We start from the raw sequence: 17,904 nt of genomic DNA, 5'->3' as shown, positions 1-17,904 counted from the left end.
GGCGACTCGCATTCCGAGCGGTCTTGGTGACCCTTGACAAAAGATAGTCTACCGACGGAGGCACTCAAAAGGACTGCTACAAACATAGAATGACAAAAAAGACATCGAAACAAGAGTTTAAACAGCTTTACCGTTTAGCCAACTCCACAATATCTTTTACCTCCAGAATCTTCTTTTCGTAACCTTTCGTAACGGTGTTGATCATGGCCTGACCTACTTCGTTCAGGGTACAAAAACCGGCAGGGTAAAGCGCCAGGCCTATGGGATAGAGCCAGGCTAAAAAGGTGTAATAACTCTTTATGTTTTTTTGTCCGGGAACAGCTTTCATAAAGCCCGGTCGAAACATATAGGCCTTTTTGAAGAGCCGCATCACGGCATTTTCGGTGGCCCCTTTCACCCGCGCCCACGCAATACGCCCCTGTTCGGAACTGTCGGTGCCTGCTCCGGTAACGTAGCAAAACGTTAAATCAGGACTTTGTTGGGCCAGCAGTTCGGCAAAATTCAGCGTTAGGTCGTAGGTTAGGTGTTTGTACTCGTCCTGGCTCATACCTACCGACGATACACCCAGGCAGAAAAAACAGGCGTTGTACCCCGCTAGCTGATCGGCAATGGGGGCCAGATTGAAAAAGTCATTATGGACAATTTCGCGAAGTTTCGGGTGGGAAAAGCCGCTGGGCTTGCGGTTAACGATCAGTACCTGCTCTACATCGGGATGATTCAGGCATTCGAGCAGAACTCCTTCGCCTACCATACCTGTTGCCCCGGTAATAATGGCTCTGACTTTCATGGGTAGTTTGTTTGTGAATGGTTTGTCGGTTATTGATGCCGAAATAAATAAATTTACCAACCTGATTACTAGCCGAAACCGAACGGATACCATTTGGTTCACTATCGTTCCTAACTATTCCTGACAACAAACCCTTTACGCCTATGCGAACCCTGGTTTTGCTCGTAACTACCCTGTTGGCCTTGGCCCTAAGCCCTACGCTCTTCGCACAAACCCTCGCCAGCAATGGGCAACGCGAAATCGTGTTTCGGTCGGTCAATGTGATTCCGATGGACCGGGAGCGCGTCCTTGACAATCAGACCGTCGTGGTGAAAAATGGCCGAATAACGAGTATGGGAAAGGAAGGTAGCGTAAAATTTGGCCGTGATGCACTGGTGATTGATGCCAAAGGGAAATACCTGACACCGGGCTGGGCCGAAATTCATGCCCACGTGCCGCCCAACGACGATATTCAGGCGATGAAAGATGTGCTGACGTTGTATCTGGCGAATGGCATCACCACCATTCGGGGGATGCTGGGGCATCCAAAGCATCTTGAGCTTCGTGGTAAAATCAACAGTGGTGAAATTCTGGGGCCGCATTTCTATACCACAGGGCCATCGTTCAACGGGCAAACCGTCAAGACGGCTGAGCGAGGTGCCGAAATGGTACGCGAACAGAAAGCCGCCGGTTACGATTTCCTCAAGCTGCATCCCGGTCTGACCAAAGAAACCTTTCCGGCTATTGCTAAAACCGCCCATGAAGTGGGCATTGGCTTCGTGGGGCATGTGTCGTTCAATGTGGGTGTCTGGCGGGCTATTGAGGCCGAATACTCCTCTATTGACCATCTGGATGGATTTGTGGAAGCCATTGTGCCGCGTTCGGATACATTGGCCGAGCCGGAAACGGGCCTGTTTGGAGCATGGATTGCTTACCGGGCCGATGCTTCACAGATTCCGAAACTGGTGAAAGGGTTGCGCGACAAACATATTCGGGTGGTACCTACACAGGCACTGGCCGAACGCTGGCTTTCGCCACTACCCGCCGATGCGTTTGCCAATTCGCCCGAGTTCAAATACATGAAGCCGCAGGAAATCACGAACTGGCTTAATCAGAAGAACAGCTATAACAGCAACCCTAATTTCTCGAAGGAACATGCCGAAAAATTAATCCAGATACGCCGAAAATTGATTTATGAATGTCAGAAAGGGGGCGTTGAGTTGTTGCTGGGCTCCGATGCGCCACAGGTGCTCAACGTGCCGGGCTTTTCGATCCATCACGAAATGAAGTACCTGGTCGATGCGGGTCTGACGCCCTACGAAACCCTCCGAACCGGAACGGTGAATGTGGCCTCCTATGTCAACAAGCCGGATTGGGGAACCATCAAAACGGGCAACGTGTCGGACCTGGTGCTCCTGAACGGAAACCCGCTGAACGATATTACCCAGACCCGCAACATCGAGGGCGTCATGATCGGAACCAACTGGCTCTCGAAAGACTATATCCAGAGTGAATTGAAGAAACTGGAGAAGCGGTAATATAGAACCTGTTTAAGCTTTTGTTCCAGTAGCGTTTTTGTCATCCCGACGAAGGAGGGATCTTCGGATACTAGATAAACGATACGTTCCGAAGATCCCTCCTTCGTCGGGATGACAAAATATATCCACTGTAGCTCGATCAGGAAAAGTTTAAACAGGTTCGCAGTTAACCGCAACGATTTACGCTGAAGGCTCAAAAAAGCTTAGCGAGCTTTGCGTAAGCTTTGCATTATTTGCGTTGGGCCGCCAGTGTAGTAAAAAAAGCTATGACCCATATAAACCACACCACCCACCAAACCATATGTGCCACCTGCGGAACGCAGTATCCGGTCGGAAAGCCCTTACCCGAACTTTGCCCAATCTGCGACGATGAGCGGCAGTACATTGGCGATAACGGCCAAACCTGGACGAGTCTGGCAACGCTGGCAAAAGATCGAGCCATTCGGTTTAGTCAGATTCGTGATGGGTTATATGATCTGCGAATTACGCCCGCATTTGCCATTGGGCAACGGGCATTTCTGATCCTGTCCGAATCGGGGAATGTACTGTGGGATTGCCTGCCGTTTCTGGACGAGCCAACCATTGCGTTTATCCGCTCTGTTGGTGGTCTGAACGCCATTGTCATTTCGCATCCGCACTATTATAGCCTGATGGCCGAATGGGCAAAGGTGTTTGATTGCCCGGTCTATATTCATCAGAACGATGCCGTTTGGGTACAAAACCCCACGCCAGCCGTTACGTTCTGGACGGGCGAGCGAAACGAACTTTGGGATGGTATGGCGATCATTAACACAGGCGGTCACTTCCCCGGAAGCTGTGTTCTGATTCAGCCCGATGCCTCCGGGAAAACCAATCTCCTGACTGGCGATACCATCTATGTAGCTCGCAGTCGTCGGCTTGTCACGTTTATGTACAGCTATCCGAACCTGATTCCGTTGCCCAAAAAAGCTATTGAACAAATCCGGGATCGCCTGGATGGGGTTTCGTTCGACTGTATTTATGGGGCTTTCGAAGGGATGGTTATTCCTGCAAATGGCCGTGCCGTGTTCGATGCGTCCATCCAACGATACCTGTCTATTTTCGAGTGATTGGGCATTTTTGCTCGGAAATTTTCACCCTTTTTTGTCATTGCGAGGCAAAAGATTGGGCAACCTTTAACTAGGCTGTTTCCAGAAAATGCTGTAAGTCGTCGGATTTCTGTTTTGCAAGATCAAGACCCTGTTCCAGTTGGGCTTTGAGCCTGGTTATTTCGTTCACTAACTGATTTTCGAGCGCCTGCGCGGTCTGAGCAGCCGAACGGATGCGTGACTGGACGGATAAGTCGGTGAAGATATTGTCGAAGAAAATATCTACGAAACGAGTGAAATTGTGGTCGAATTTCCATTCGGTCAGAAACGCCTGATTCAAATCGGCATATTCGGCCCGGAACCGTTCCAGACGTTGCGTAACCCGATACGACTGGTCGCGAACATCGTCTAACTTTTGATATTTGACCATTGAGGCAAATGCCGATCCGCCCAGCATGTCCCAGGTGCCCCAGTTACGAGCCTGTTCCAACAATTTCCGAAGGCGAAACACTTCATCGAGTGCCTGTAAACCGGCCCGGTGCGCTTCGGTTAATTCCTGCAACTGATGGTTTTGTTCAGTAAGCTTGTCCAGTCGCTGTTGATACTGACTACCCACGTAACCAGCCGAAAAGCTCAACGCGATTCGTTTCTCCTGAATGAATCGGTCATAGTCAGCGTCGACGGTCGCATAGGTAGTGAGCCGGGTTTGCTGCTCAGTCAGTTGTTGGGTCAACTCCTCGACGGAGGCCGAAACAACATCGTAGCGAAGGCGAGCCTGCTGGGCTTCGGCTTCCTCCTGGCTACGCTGTTGTTCCTTCGTATTCAACAGGTCGTAATAGATACTGGCCCAACTAAGGCGATCCAGTCGATCTACGTCGGCCTGTTCGCGCTGCCACAGATTGAGTAAAGCGGCTTGTTGCTGCTGACGCGTAGCCAAGTCTGTTTGAGTCCGTTCCAGTTGTTTCTGCAACTGATTGCGTTCGTTGCGACGCCGGATTACGTCCAGTAAGGCTTCCTGTTGTGCAGTTGTCCAGTTCATCGTTTAGGTTGTTTTACCACAAAGCAAGCCCGGATTCGTCCATCATTCAACTGGTACTGGATGAGAGGCTTCCAGCGATGGCGAAACGCCAAAAAGCGGGATTAACCCAACGCGATAGTTGCGTTTATATTGATCGTGTCAATGAAATACTGATCATGCGAAATAACGACAACGGAACCCGTAAAGTCTTTAACGGCCGAGGTAAGCACCTCCTGACTCTGAATGTCCAGATTGTTAGTCGGCTCATCCAGAATCAACAGGTCGGGCGCGTTGTTGCTGACTACCAGACAGCAAAGCGTCAGTTTCATCTTCTCACCACCACTCAGTTCGTCGCAGTTGCGGTCCCAGGCTTCGCGGGAAAACTGGAAACGGTGTAACATCGTTTTTAGCTCCGACTCCGGCAAATGGCGGTCATTGTAGTGCTGAATCTGTTCATAAACAGAATGTTGCCGGTTGATAATTGAATATTCCTGATCGATAAATACGTAGCGAAAATCAGCTCGATACAAACTCCCCATCGACGGGTGTAAAGTGCCGATTATGAGCTTGATCAAAGTCGTTTTGCCTGAGCCATTATTGCCTGAAATCCGGATTCTATCGCCGGAGCGGATCTGAAAACTGAGTGGAGTGGTCCAAAGTATATGAGTGCCGTACCTAAAATTGATAGTGGTTGCTTCAACCAGAATCTTACCCCGGTGTAACGCCGACGATTGAAGATCAATTTTCAGAACCTGATAGTCCTGAATCTGGCTTCTGATTTGCCTCAGACTGTCGGATAGGTTCGTAAGCTTCTCGTTCTGGGCATCGTTCAGCCTGGCCGTACTTTGTTCAGCCTGGCTTTTTCGTCCGCCCGCAATAATCCGCGGAAGTGATTGGGTTTTGCCCTGCGCTTTGCCACGAGCCTCCTGCTTTTGGCGCTGTTCGGCCAGGTCGCGGGCTTTCTGCTGGGCCTGTTTGAGCGTTTTGGTATTTTCGTCGAGCTGGCCTTGTAGCGCATTTAGTTTCTCGTCTTTCTGCTCCCTGTAGAAATCATAGTTACCGCCGAAAACCTCAATGCCGCTCTGGCTTAATTCCAGTGTTGTATCCAGCAGATTCAGCAAGGTTCGATCGTGGCTAACCACCAGCATTGTCGCTTTGCTTTTCTGGATAAACGTATACAGTAGTTCGCGACTTTGCGTGTCCAAGTGGTTCGATGGTTCGTCGAGCAGGATGATACCCGGTTCATGAATGAGAATACCAGCCAGAAAAACCTTTGTTTTCTCGCCACCGCTAAGCCATTTCATCGGCTGGTTCAGATCGACATGATCCAGATGCCAGTATGCTAAAGCCGCCTGAACGCGCTCTTCAATGTCCCATTCGTCGTTCAGTTGCGCGAAGGTTTCCGCGCTGGCATCACCTTCCAGAATGGCATGAAGAGCCTGAAGTTGGGCTTCGATGCCCAGCACCTGCGCAATAGTTTGGTCGTCATATTGCCCCAGATGCTGGGGTACATAATAGAGGTTTTCAGACAGGTTGATTTCGCCTTCGGAAGCTATTCGCTTACCCGCAATGAGTTGCAACAACGTTGATTTACCCGAACCGTTCTGGCCAACCAGCGCGGCCTTTTCGCCGGTAGCCACCGACAGATGAATGTGCTGAAATAAGGTTTCGCGATCGGGATAGATATAGGAAAGTGCGTTCACGACAATACTCATGAGCATGGGGATTTAGACGATGAAGAGGAATGAAATGACCATACGAGCCCGAACGGAATGGGCCGAATGGAGGAATCGTAGCGTTTACGGTGTAAACCGGCAAATGCGCTAGCCAGGATGATTTGGATGATCTTGACTTACATGATGGCTAAGTAAAGGCCAATGCCCAGCTAAACGATGGCATTGGCAATCTGACAAATGGTTTGTCAAACGTTCCGTTGGGCGGAAACTCAGGACGATTATCCTGTTACTTAGATCTTACATGTGGAGATGAGCTATTGGCGTTAGCTCTGCAAAGATAAGTGTTTCAATGAAGTTTTCTAAATAGATGGGTGCTTGATGAATAGGCCAAAGCCCATCAGGAATGATAGTTATCTCATTCATGATGGGCTTTGGCCTGAAATTCTTTTGGCAATGTGCCTTAGTCGATGGGCAAATTGGTACTTACGGCGATGCGATTCCAGGTGTTGATAGCCACAGCCGATATGATGATTTCGGCAATGGTTTCGGGGCTGAAAAACTGCCCGGCCTGCTGGTAGGTGGACTCTGAAACCCCATGCTGATGGATCAGGGTTACTTCTTCAGTGATGGCCAGAATCGCTTTTTCTTCGGGCGTAAACAGGTCGGTTTCGCGCCAGGCGTTTAGCAGAAAAATCCGTTGCGGAGTTTCGCCGAGTTTTAGTGCATCGCGGGTATGCATATTGAGGCAGAACGCACACTGATTGATTTGCGACGCCCGGATTTTGATCAGCTCTTTCTGAATCGGCGTGATGCTCAATTGGCTGACACTGGCCGATAAACCGTACATGGCTTTCCAGACCGCAGGTAGTGTTTGCTGAATATTTACTCGTTGTTCCATTGCGTTGTTATTTGGTTGGAACAAAGGTAAATCCACTCGTAGGATAGACTTCTTAAACCAGTTTAAGAAAGCTTTCGGCTTCTGATTTCGCTCAGGTATTCGGGCGTAAAGCCCAGATACGAAGCCAGTAAGTATTGCGGAATTCGCTGCACAAACTCAGGAAACAGTCGGGCGAACTCATGGTACAGTTCCTCCCGCGAATGATCGTAGTGGTACTTCATCCGATACTGAGCGGCTGCATGAGCCCGCTGATGAACAAGCCGGAAATAGCGTTCCAGACAAGGATGCTGAGCCAGCAGGGTTTCGTTAGCCGCAAAATCAATAGCCAGGACTTCCGATTTTTCCACGGCCTGAATCGAAAAGGCAGCAGGCTTTTGTGCGGAGAATGACGTATAATCGGCAAGCCACCAGTTTTCAAGCGCAAATTGTACGGTTTGCTCAACGCCCTTTTCATTGACGAAGAACATCCGCAGACAACCGCTTACCACGAAGTAATTCGATTTACAAATCTCTCCCTCAACCAGCAGATTCTCCTTTTTACGCAGGCTGATCGGCCGGAAAAACGTTAACGCGTTGGTTAACTCATCATCGTCAATAGTGATGAATTTTCGGATGTGCTTTGGCAGGGAATCAGACATGGCTCGACGTCAACTGGCGGAGTAAGGTACTTTTAGCTGTTTGCTGGGTTTCAGGTAAACATACTCGCGTTTCGCATCGATGATGATATTGAACCGCTTCAGTACATCCCCGCCCAGAATACTCATCTTCTGTCGACCAAGGGCCCCTTTGAAAAAACCGACGGGTACACCGGTTAACGTTTGATTGCCAATTGTCAGGGCTGGTAAAATGGCTTTTTGCGTCTTAATAACGTTGCCGAACGAGTCCTTTAACTCCTTTTCACTGATGACTTTCAAAGTCTCCACCAGTTTATGCTCGCCCACAAACTGATCGTCCAGCAATACCGCGCCCGAATAGCCCGAATGAATCAGAAACCGATTTTTCAGCGCCTGATCCCCAACCTTACAATGGGCTTCCAGAAATAGCATATCATTGTCGAATACTAGCTTTAGCTTCTCGTATTGGCTGATTTTACCGGGAACATTCGTATGAATGGTTAGTCGGTTCGCGTCGAAATCCAGCTCAAGAACTTTGCCTTCGAAAAGGTCGATGCCAAACTTACCATCGGTTTGAGGACCAGAGTTTAGGTTTTCCCAGATGGGGGTGTTAGGCCACGTTTGCTCACCGATCTGGAGCAGATTGCTCTTGCTGAACCGCGATGTATTTCCTGAACCGCCCCAGCTTTTTACGCTATCGGCTCCGGCAAAGATCAGACTCTTAACGGTTTTGAGCGCTTCTTCGGTCAGTGTAACGGCATTGGCCGCCGTATGAAACATCAGGTTTACCGTATCCTGCCGATTCAGGACGGCTTTTACAGCGAGGTTATTATAGTTCGTTAGCTGAAACGGGATACTGTACGAATTTACCGTGTTTATCTGCTGGCCAAAAAGCGTCTGACTGGCTGAAACAAAGAGCAGTACCAGCACGAGTTGGTAATTTCGCATGGGTTGTATGGGAGAGGGGGAACGTTGATTTTGAGCTAAATAGCTGCAGAGGGCTAGTGATTTAGCGATTATCAGCTTGTCGCTGAGCTTCAAGCACAAAATCAACAGAAACGCTATTATCCTCAGCTATTTCTTCAACTGTGAGTTTTCCGCGCTTAAGTGCTTTTTGAATGGCGATTTTCTTTATTTCTTCCATTCGTATCTTCTCTGCTTTAACTGCTTCGGCATTGGCCGCTGTTATACGGGCAAAGTAGGCCCGTTCTTCTGGGCTCATCTTGCGTGTATCTAACTCATCAATAGCTCGCTTAAGCCACTCCTCATTCCAGAAAGCGGGGTACTGAGTTGGTTCACTTGTATGTAACGTCTTCATCGTATAAACCAGCTTTTCTAGATCCGTTTCGACCTCATTCACAGGCTTTTCAAATTTAGCCAATTCTACCGTTATAAACGACATTTGGTTGTCAATGATTTCACCTTGCTCGCTTCGTAGATTGGCAACAGTATGAAAATTGGCTGTAGGTAGGATACTTTTCTCCAAAAATGCAATGGCATAAAGCTTTGGCAAATTAGCATAATCAAACTCTCCCCGTTCTACTAACGTATTGAACTTATGTAGCGCATAAAATTTCATGCGCTGGACAAAGTACGGAGCAAAGCCCATCTGCATTTCGACTATAAACTGATTCCCTTTCTCATCGGTGCAGGACAAATCAAAAATGCCACTCCGGCTGTCAATTGTAAGAGCCTCAAAGGCGTTTTTGTCGAAATGTACCTCCCGAATCGGTGTTTCGGATTTGATAAGGGCTTGTAAAGCTACACGCAGGAACAGACTATCGGCTTCATTACCAAAAGTAGCTTTGAATCCATAATCTGAAATAATTGGAATGTAAATGCCAGCATCCATGTAACAAAATTACCGGAAATGATTAAAACCGACACCTCTGACCTGTTAAATCAGATCTAATAAACATCTTACCCCATCCATTCCCAGGCGCTTTGGTAGGTGTTGAGGGTTTCGGCATAGGTGATAAAGTCAGCGTAGAAAGGCAGGCTGGCTAAAGTGGCACTGTCGCCAACGATCACCAGTTTTTTTCGGGCGCGGGTCATGGCTACGTTCATCCGGCGAATGTCAGACAGGAAGCCGATGTCGCCTTCGGTGTTGCTGCGAACCAGTGAGATGTAAACAATGTCGCGCTCCTGCCCCTGAAAACTGTCGATGGTGTTTACGGAAATTTTAGGGCCGTAAGCCTGTAAGTCGGGGTAGTGTAGCAACTGCTCTTTCAGGATATTGATCTGCTGTTTGTAAGGCGAAATGAGCGCAATGGTCGGAAAGTTTTCGACGTTGTAGTGGGTGCTTAAATCGGCTACCTGCTGGCTCAGATGCCGCATCAGCAGGGCGGCTTCTTCAGGATTGGTCGAACTGGTGCCGTCCAGCTTTTCGTCGAAGCCACAACCCGCTGTATCGACAAACGCCAGCGACGTATCGCCTTCAAACAGCGAATGTCGGGCTACCGACGCATGGGCTTTCAGCTTGTTTTCGTAAAATACCTGCGACGAATAGCCCATGATGTGCTCATGCATGCGATACTGTTCGTCTAGCAACGATACGGCTTCGGGATGCAGCTCCACGCATTTTTCGAGTAAGGTTCGGGCCAGACCTTTCCGGGCTGCTTCCGGCGATTTGATGGTGGGTGGAAGCTGGCAATGATCTCCGGCGAGTACCACTTTCTGCGCTTTCAGAATCGGAATCCAGCAGGCGGGTTCGAGGGCCTGCCCCGCTTCGTCGATCACAGCCGTATGATAGGTCAACTGCCGAACGGTGTAATGATTGGCACCGACCAGCGTGGCTGTAATCACCTGCGCTTTGGCAACCAGATCGTCGATGACGTACTGCTCCGTGTTGGCTACGTCTTTCATGATCCGGTGTGCTTCGTCGAACAGGGCTTTGCGTTGGTCACGTTCGGCTTTGCCGAAATTTCGCTTGTATTTGTGGGCCATGTTCCGAAACTCATTCGCCTGTTTCTTGAGCTTTTTAGCCTCTTTCATGGCGCTGTGCTCCGCTACTTTATGATCCAGGGTCAGCGCCATCAACCGATCCGATACGCGGGCCGGGTTACCGATTCGGAGTACGTTTAGCCCTTCGTCGTGCAGTTTTTCACTCAACAGATCGACGGCGGTATTGCTGGGGGCCACGACCAGTATTTTCTGGTGATCCTGTTTGATCAGCGTCTTAATGGCCTGAATCAGCGTCGTGGTTTTGCCAGTACCCGGCGGGCCATGAACAATAGCCAGTTCGTTGGCCGACACGATTTTTTCGACAGCCGCTACCTGACTCGGGTTTAGTCGGGGCAGTGTCAGTTTGGGCGTTTCTGCATGAAAAGTGGGCGTTTTTTCACCCGTCAGAATCGGAATGAGTCGATTGTCTGCTTTGTCGCTCTGGAGTTTAGCCGTTTTCAGGGCCTGTTCCATTTCGTTGTAGCTGTTCTCATCAAACAGTACTTCGAGACCCAGTTTCCCGTCCCGCGACCAGTCGGGGAGTTCGTCGGTGCGTAAGGTGAGTTTTGCCCGGTTGCCTCCCTGATAGGTAATCGTGCCTTCGACCCGGTCGGTTTTCGGGTCGTGGTTGCTGAACAGAACAGCGGGAGCCCCAAACCGAAACTGATGCGGAATGTCCTGATGTGTGGTACGTTCGACCTCAACGGTCAGGTAATCCCCCCGGCTCATTTCGGAACCTCGAATGGCAATCGGATACCAGGCCAGACCGTTGGCCCGTCGTTCGGCAATGGATGTGGTTTCGGTGAGTTTTTGGTACTGGGCGCGGTCTTCGGCTCGTTCGATTTTCAGAAGGTCGAGCTGATCGTCAAAATAAGTCATTCACAAAAGTAGCTACTTCCCCAATCATTGTCCGGGGCTATCTCTATAACATCATTCGGGACAAAAAGCTCGCATGGGGCAACCGGGAAATAACACCTACCGCCCGGTAAGGCTGTTCTTTCACAATCCGTATTATTTTTAAGCGCATTCACCCTGAGTGGGGTACAGCCTCGAAAACCAGACTACGTATGTTTAGAAGCCTATTTCTGCTATTTTGTGTAATCAGTATCACCATTGCATCGGCGCAGCATAGTGAGCGGCAGGTACTGGAAGATAGTGTGATGGGTTGGTACACCAAACTCACTCCTGCCGATAAGCCTGTGAAACCGTTGCTAAGTGGTGGCAAAACCTTTTCAATCCGACAGCAGGAGATTAATAACCTGTTCGTGCAGTGGATGCAGCAATCCTACACACCCGTTGGCGGGCTGGGCGTGTTCAGAAAGCGGTACTACGCCAAAAAAGACGAGTACTTTCCGCAGGCATACGGGGTTTTCTTTCAGGCCTACAATGCTGAGCTGGACGTTCGGGATAAACAGGGGCGGCTGAAACCCGTAGACGAAACCTGGGTGCCGTTTCAAATCGCGGCCAATGTGGTATTTGATATCAACCCGGCTTACTACCTGAATACTCCGTCGCAATACATCTTTACACGCCTGCCTGACGGGTATATGGATACTGATTTCTTCAAAACGAAATTTAAGGATGCCAACCCGAAAAGCCATCCGAATATGCGTAAATACCTGACGACGATGACCAGCAATGGAATTACGGTCTATCTGGTTCCAGGCAATAAATTACCGATCCGGCAACTCACAAAAGGCGAGTTTATCCAACTATCGGATGAGTCGTTTGACCGTCATTTGGAGCGTAAAAAAGAAGATGTAGTCGGCCAGTTCAGCAGCGAACAGGCGCGAACGGAGGTGCTGGCGGCCGAACGTGAAAAGGTCAAAACGTATCGGGAAAAACTCAAAGCCCTGCGCGAGCGGTACGCCAGCCGATTGAACGAACCTGCCATCATCCGAGACATGCAGCCGACTATTTATACGGTTGATGGTTCATCCGACCCGTTTCAGATTGATCAATTCTCAACCAATCTGAAACACGAATATGGCGTGTATACTTACGAACCGACTGTCTACGAAAAATGCCAGACCGATCAGCCGCAGTGGATAGCCATTCATTTCCCGTATGCCACGAAGGAGAACGGCCGGAAAGAGTACGAGTTGTACCGGGCCATTTCGGAGCATTTCAATTTTGAGTACGTATACAACTATTTTTTCGATCCGGGCAAGGTGAAAGGACAGCCCTATCGTCCGGTCAATGAAGAGCTATTGAAGAAAACCCTAGCCGACTATAGCAAACGGGCGTATTGGAAAAATACAGCCGCTACCAGCGCATCATTACCTGCCGGAGTGCTGTTTCTCGACGATTTTTCGGTGAATGAACCCGGTGCTCGGCCAGCAGGCTGGTATTTTTCGTCGTATGGCAAAGCCTCGCAGGTGACGACGGTAAAGAACCTGCCCGGTAAATGGCTGCAACTGGGCGTGAATAACAAAGTCGACCCGACGGCCTTGCCCAAACCGCTGCCCGAAAATTTCTCGCTGGAGTACGACATGGCAACGGATGCATTCAGCAACCAAACGGGTGGGGCGGTTGAACTCGAATTGACAGGGGGAATGAAAGGCGACCGCAAAAGCGCCTACACCCAGATCAAACTTCAGATCAGGGCAGGTAACGAGGCCGATTATCACAACAATAATTACCGGGGGCTGGCCAAGGTCGAGTTGGTAAGTTATCCGTTGGTAAAATCAAACACTTACGTTGAGGCTGGCGGTCAGTCGGAGCAGCCCCTTACGGTTTTCACCAATCGGCAGAATAGTGTACACGTTAAATTGCAAAAGAAGGGGAATGAATTGTCGCTGTTTATTAACAACAAGCCATTGGCAACCTCATCCAACTTCAAAAGTAAATACGGCAAACCCTGCGAATACTGTACCCTGTCGCCCGGTATTCAGTTCAGTACCATCACCTGGCGAAACATGACCGACGATGCCGAGAACGTGCATGTATATATCAGCAATGTGAAACTCAGTAAAGAATAGCGTCAGATGGATAGAACACAGATTTTTATGATGGTTAAGATTCGCGCAGATCATACTAAATCATAAGAATCATAGTAATCTGCGTTCTATCTGATAGTATATAAATTCCGTAGTTTCGGTAAATTGCCGAATAAAATTCCCTTGTTCGGTGCGTATGCCTTTGAGATGTGTGGGCACTGGGAAAAGGGAAAATCTTACAACCTGAACTATGCTAAAAAACGTGTACGTACGCAGACAGGCGAGTCTGCTCATGATCGGTTTGTATCTGCTGACTGGTTTGGTGAGTATCGCCCAGCAAAAGCCTATTCCCAAACCTGAAGAAACGCTCGGCTTTCCGGTTGGTGCCGATTATAAACTGGCTACCTACGAACAGGCCCTGAGTTATTTCAAAAAACTCGATGAAGCGAGCGATATGCTCAAACTGGTTTACGTGGGTGAAACGTCCGAAGGGCGACCCTGGTATTTTGCGCTGATTTCGTCGCCCCAGAACCTGGCCAACATCGACAAATACCGGAACATTGCCCAGCGGCTGGCCCATCCGGCTGGACTGACGGATGAGGAAGCCAAAAAACTATCGCTGGAAGGCAAACCGCTGGTGCATATCGACGGGGGATTGCATGCCTCAGAAGTAGCGGGGGCACAGCATACGATCTCGCTGGCGTATGATATGCTCAGCAAAGCGTCGGAGCCGAAAATGAAAGCCATTCTGGACAATGTGATTCTACTGCTGTGGCCATCGCTCAACCCCGACGGGCAAACCATGATTGGCGACTGGTACAAATCGAATGTGGGTACGCCCTACGAAATTGCACCACCACCGTTTTTGTACCAGAAGTACGTCGGTCACGACAACAACCGCGACGCCTACATGCTCAACATGATCGAGTCGCGGGTGGTGGCGCGTACCTGGCGGGAATGGGAGCCGAACATCATCTTTGTGCATCACCAGACCTCGCCCTTCCCAACCCGCATCTGGTTGCCGCCGTTTGCTGAACCCATTGCGCCACAAACCCCACCCATCATCGCCCGCGAGGTAAACATGATCGGGATGGCGATGGCGCAGGCGCTCGAAAGTAACGGTCAGAAAGGCGCTACACACATGGGAACGGGCTTCGATGCCTGGTATCCGGGTTATATCGACTACATGCCCGTGATGCAGAATATCCCGTCGTTCTGGACCGAAACGGCTCTGTATAACTATGCAACGCCCCATTTTTACACCATCCGCGATTTTCCGCAGGACAAAAAAGAGCTACGAGCCGAGTCTTTGTATTCAAGTCCGTGGCCGGGTGGCTGGTGGCGAATCAGCGATGCGATGGCGTACATGGAAACGGCTTCGCTGGCCACGCTCGACTATGCCGCCAAATACAGCGATGTGCTGCTCTATAATCGGTATCAGGCGGGTCGGAACACGATTAAAAAGTATGAGCAGGAGCCGCCTTATGCGTATTTCATCCCGCAGAAACAACGCGATCCGGTCCGGCCTGTTGAACTGCTCCGTCGGCTGGCATTTCATGGTATTCGCATCGGGCATTTGACTAAAGAAATTCAGCATAACGGCCACACGTATCCCAAAGGCACCTGGGTCATTCCGATGAATCAGGAATATGGCGAACTAACCCGACAACTGCTGGATGTGCAGGTTTATCCTGATCTACGTGAGTTTCCGGGTGGCCCGCCCGAACAACCCTATGATGCGGCTGGTTGGACGTTGCCCCTGCAATTTGAACTGAACGTTCAACCCGCAATGACCCCGCTCACGGCCGACCAGAAAGCCGCTGTTCAGATGGTGTCAGGTACAGCCAAAGACTGGCAGAAGGATGACAAAAAAGACGCAACACCCGCCGATTTTATAACGGGTATTGGCTTCGATACGAATCCGGTTTCGGCCGGAATCAATGCACCGGAAGGGCGATTGACAGGTTCGGGAACGGCTGCGCTGATAAGTCCGGTACAGAATAATGCATTTAAAGTGATTGGTCGAACGCTAAAATCGGGTGGCAGTGTCAAATACAATGCCGATAGCCAGCGCTATGCGATTAGTGGCGTTGCCAATACGACCCTGGAGCAATGGATAAACGAGTTGGGCATAACCGCAGAACGAACGGCCAGTGGCACTGGTGCGGCTGTAAAACCCCGTATTGCCCTTTACAAGCCCTGGACAGCCAGTATGGATGCTGGCTGGACGGAGTGGGTACTGGAGCAGTTCGGCATCCCATTCGAAGCAATCACGAATACCGATATGCAGGGAAATGATCTGAGCGACCGTTTCGATGTGATCCTGATGGCTTCCGACCGCCCACAGACCCTTAAAAATGGGTTTGCAAAAGGGGCCGTTCCTCCCGCTTACGAGGGCGGTTTAGGTGAATTGGGTAGTGCCAGTCTGACCAAATTTGTGAATCAGGGCGGAACCCTCGTCTGCCTGAACGCCAGTTGCGATTATGCGATTGATGCATTGCATCTACCCGTCAAAAACGTGGTTGCCGGAGTCGCTCGTAAGGATTATTTCACGGGGGGCTCACTGCTCGAAGTTGAAACCGACCCGACGCACCCTGTGATGGCGGGTATGCCCGGCAAAGCCACCGTGTTTGTGGATGGAAGTCCGGTGTTTGCCACGCTGGATGGGTTCAAAGGGCAGGCACTGGCGAAGTTTGCGGCAACAGGCTCGCCCTTGCGGTCGGGCTATCTGCTGGGCGAAAAATACCTGCAGGGTTATGCCGCTTCGCTGGATGTACAGCAGGGAAGAGGGCATGTGGTGCTGATTGGCTTCCGACCGCAATGGCGTGGGCAACCGCTGGGTACATACCGGGTTTTACTAAACTCAGTGCTCTACGGGGGCGAGGTAGCGAAAGGTAAATACGGTACGCCCGATTTCTGGAAAACACCTTCGTCGAAGCCCAAAGAGGAGGAGAAGAAATGATAGTCAAATGGTAAACCGCGAGGACGCAAAGGCACAAAGAAGTTTAAAGACTATTCTTTGCGCCTTTGCGTCCTCGCGGTTTAACGGATTTACTTACCCCCTTCGCTGAATCCGACTCAGTTCATCTAGCAGATACTCCAGTCCATTTAGCTTGATTTCGTACATAGTTTGTAGCAGCATGCCCAACTTGCCCGCCGGAAATCCTTTTTGCGCAAACCATTCCAGATACGAGACGGGCAAGGCCCGAATTAATTGGCCTTTGTGTTTGCCAAAGGGCATCTGATAATGAAGTAGTTCTTTTAGCAGTTCGGGATTGCCTTGTTCCTGAGTCATAAGATGAGTTAACAAATTGCTTTAGCTCACGGCCGATTCCAGCAGCCGGATAGTACCAGCGGTAGCGTCGATTTCGGCGTCGATACCTAACGGGACGGTAAATTTATCACGAATGTGGCCGATCATCGCTCCCGAAAAAGCAGGTTTAGCCAATGAGACGATGTGTTCGGCCAGAATATCGTCGAGGGTAAGCGAGCCGTAGCCGCCATTACTTGGGTTGCAGTCGCTGCATTTGCCAAACACAAAACCCGCTATCTGGTTCAGGATACCCGCCAGTTTAAGGTGAGTCAGCATCCGGTCTACGCGGTAAATGTCTTCATGGGTGTCTTCCAGAAACAGGATGGTATTTTTCCAGTCGGGCAGGTAAGGGGAGCCAATCAGGTGACTCAGCACAGTAAGATTTCCCCCAACCAGCCGGCCACGGGCCAAACCGGGTCGGAGGGTCGTGATTCGATCCTGTACCTGAGTAAGATTGTCCCCTTTTTCGGTTGGGTTACGCATCGTCAGGGCTTCGCCATCCATCAGGAGCCGTTTAAACCAGTCGACCGTATAGGCATTAAAGGTAGCTGAACCAACGGGGCCGTGTAGGGTTACCAATCCGGTTTTGGCGTATATCGCCAGCAGCAAAGCCGTTACATCACTGTAGCCGATCAGTACTTTCGGGTTGCGCTGAATCAGATCATAGTCCAGCAACGGCAGCAATCGGGCACAGCCCCAGCCTCCGTGAATAGCCATAATGGCTTTGACACTCTTGTCATCGAAAAGGGCGTGTAAGTCCGCTGCCCGGTCGGCGTCGCGGCCAGCCAGGTAGCCATATCGGTCATATATGTGCGGCCCAAGTTTGGTCTGGAACCCCAGCGCCATTAAGGATTCCTGCGCGATTTTGACCGTTTCCTGGCTGTAGGCGGGTGCGGCCGGACAAAATAAGCCTACGGTATCGCCTGGTTTTAAGCGAGTTGGTTTGCTAAGGGAAGGCGGAGTTTGAGCAGGGAGTATAGAAAGAAAGGGAGCCAGACTACCAGCCTGTAAGAACGAACGACGTGACGGCATACGAACAAAAAATTCAACCTCAGAAAGATAGCCGAAATCTCTGATATAGCATACAGCTCGGGTTGACCAGTACCGTATTTCAATGCGGCTTTTTGTCCGA

General features: G+C 50.2%; 14 protein-coding genes. 4 read left to right on the top strand and 10 right to left on the bottom strand.

The window, feature by feature from the left end:
* Positions 1–127: 127 nt before the first annotated feature.
* Positions 128–787 (bottom strand): Rossmann-fold NAD(P)-binding domain-containing protein, encoded by a 660-nt coding sequence (locus B153_RS0111975; RefSeq protein ID WP_020596951.1) that lies wholly within the window; start codon positions 785–787, stop codon positions 128–130.
* Between the two features lie 143 nt (positions 788–930).
* Between B153_RS0111975 and B153_RS0111965 the strand changes: the two genes are divergently transcribed.
* Both B153_RS0111965 and B153_RS0111960 read left to right on the top strand, forming a co-directional pair.
* Positions 931–2,304, top strand: coding sequence for an amidohydrolase family protein (locus B153_RS0111965; RefSeq protein ID WP_020596949.1), 1,374 nt, complete (start codon positions 931–933; stop codon positions 2,302–2,304).
* A gap of 266 nt (positions 2,305–2,570) precedes the next feature.
* A complete protein-coding gene (locus tag B153_RS0111960) occupies positions 2,571–3,392 on the top strand; it encodes an MBL fold metallo-hydrolase (protein WP_026262097.1) in 822 nt (273 codons plus the stop codon).
* Between the two features lie 70 nt (positions 3,393–3,462).
* Here the strand turns inward: B153_RS0111960 and B153_RS0111955 are convergent, their stop codons facing one another.
* The 7 genes from B153_RS0111955 to B153_RS0111925 all read right to left on the bottom strand — a co-directional run bounded on the left by B153_RS0111955 (position 3,463) and on the right by B153_RS0111925 (position 11,399).
* Entirely contained in the window at positions 3,463–4,410 is a 948-nt protein-coding gene (locus B153_RS0111955; RefSeq protein ID WP_020596947.1) for a coiled-coil domain-containing protein, read from the bottom strand.
* Between the two features lie 101 nt (positions 4,411–4,511).
* The gene (abc-f, locus tag B153_RS0111950) at positions 4,512–6,104 is read right to left on the bottom strand and encodes a ribosomal protection-like ABC-F family protein (protein ID WP_020596946.1); all 1,593 of its coding nucleotides are present in this window, start codon (positions 6,102–6,104) and stop codon (positions 4,512–4,514) included.
* Between the two features lie 421 nt (positions 6,105–6,525).
* Complete coding sequence (locus B153_RS0111945; RefSeq protein ID WP_020596945.1) at positions 6,526–6,963, bottom strand: carboxymuconolactone decarboxylase family protein; 438 nt, start codon at positions 6,961–6,963, stop codon at positions 6,526–6,528.
* Between the two features lie 62 nt (positions 6,964–7,025).
* Positions 7,026–7,601 (bottom strand): Crp/Fnr family transcriptional regulator, encoded by a 576-nt coding sequence (locus tag B153_RS0111940; protein ID WP_020596944.1) that lies wholly within the window; start codon positions 7,599–7,601, stop codon positions 7,026–7,028.
* 9 nt (positions 7,602–7,610) lie between these two features.
* A complete protein-coding gene (locus tag B153_RS0111935; protein WP_020596943.1) occupies positions 7,611–8,525 on the bottom strand; it encodes a hypothetical protein in 915 nt (304 codons plus the stop codon).
* Positions 8,526–8,586: 61 nt separating this feature from the next.
* On the bottom strand, positions 8,587–9,429 hold the full coding sequence (locus B153_RS0111930) for an Rpn family recombination-promoting nuclease/putative transposase (RefSeq protein WP_020596942.1): 843 nt from the start codon (positions 9,427–9,429) through the stop codon (positions 8,587–8,589).
* Positions 9,430–9,497: 68 nt separating this feature from the next.
* Entirely contained in the window at positions 9,498–11,399 is a 1,902-nt protein-coding gene (locus tag B153_RS0111925) for an AAA domain-containing protein (protein ID WP_020596941.1), read from the bottom strand.
* Between the two features lie 188 nt (positions 11,400–11,587).
* Between B153_RS0111925 and B153_RS0111920 the strand changes: the two genes are divergently transcribed.
* Both B153_RS0111920 and B153_RS0111915 read left to right on the top strand, forming a co-directional pair.
* On the top strand, positions 11,588–13,501 hold the full coding sequence (locus B153_RS0111920; protein ID WP_020596940.1) for a hypothetical protein: 1,914 nt from the start codon (positions 11,588–11,590) through the stop codon (positions 13,499–13,501).
* 208 nt (positions 13,502–13,709) lie between these two features.
* Positions 13,710–16,421, top strand: a complete 2,712-nt coding sequence (locus B153_RS0111915) for a M14 family metallopeptidase (RefSeq protein WP_157634653.1) — start codon at positions 13,710–13,712, stop codon at positions 16,419–16,421.
* Positions 16,422–16,514: 93 nt separating this feature from the next.
* Here the strand turns inward: B153_RS0111915 and B153_RS0111910 are convergent, their stop codons facing one another.
* Positions 16,515–16,754: a DUF3820 family protein gene (locus B153_RS0111910; protein WP_020596938.1), complete on the bottom strand. Its 240-nt coding sequence runs from the start codon at positions 16,752–16,754 to the stop codon at positions 16,515–16,517.
* A gap of 21 nt (positions 16,755–16,775) precedes the next feature.
* On the bottom strand, positions 16,776–17,804 hold the full coding sequence (locus tag B153_RS0111905) for a S66 peptidase family protein (RefSeq protein WP_026262096.1): 1,029 nt from the start codon (positions 17,802–17,804) through the stop codon (positions 16,776–16,778).
* Positions 17,805–17,904: the final 100 nt, after the last annotated feature.

The organism is Spirosoma panaciterrae DSM 21099, from assembly GCF_000374025.1.
Taxonomy (GTDB): domain Bacteria; phylum Bacteroidota; class Bacteroidia; order Cytophagales; family Spirosomataceae; genus Spirosoma; species Spirosoma panaciterrae.
Note: the sequence above shows the minus strand (reverse complement) of the source record. Positions and strands in the feature narration are given on the sequence as shown.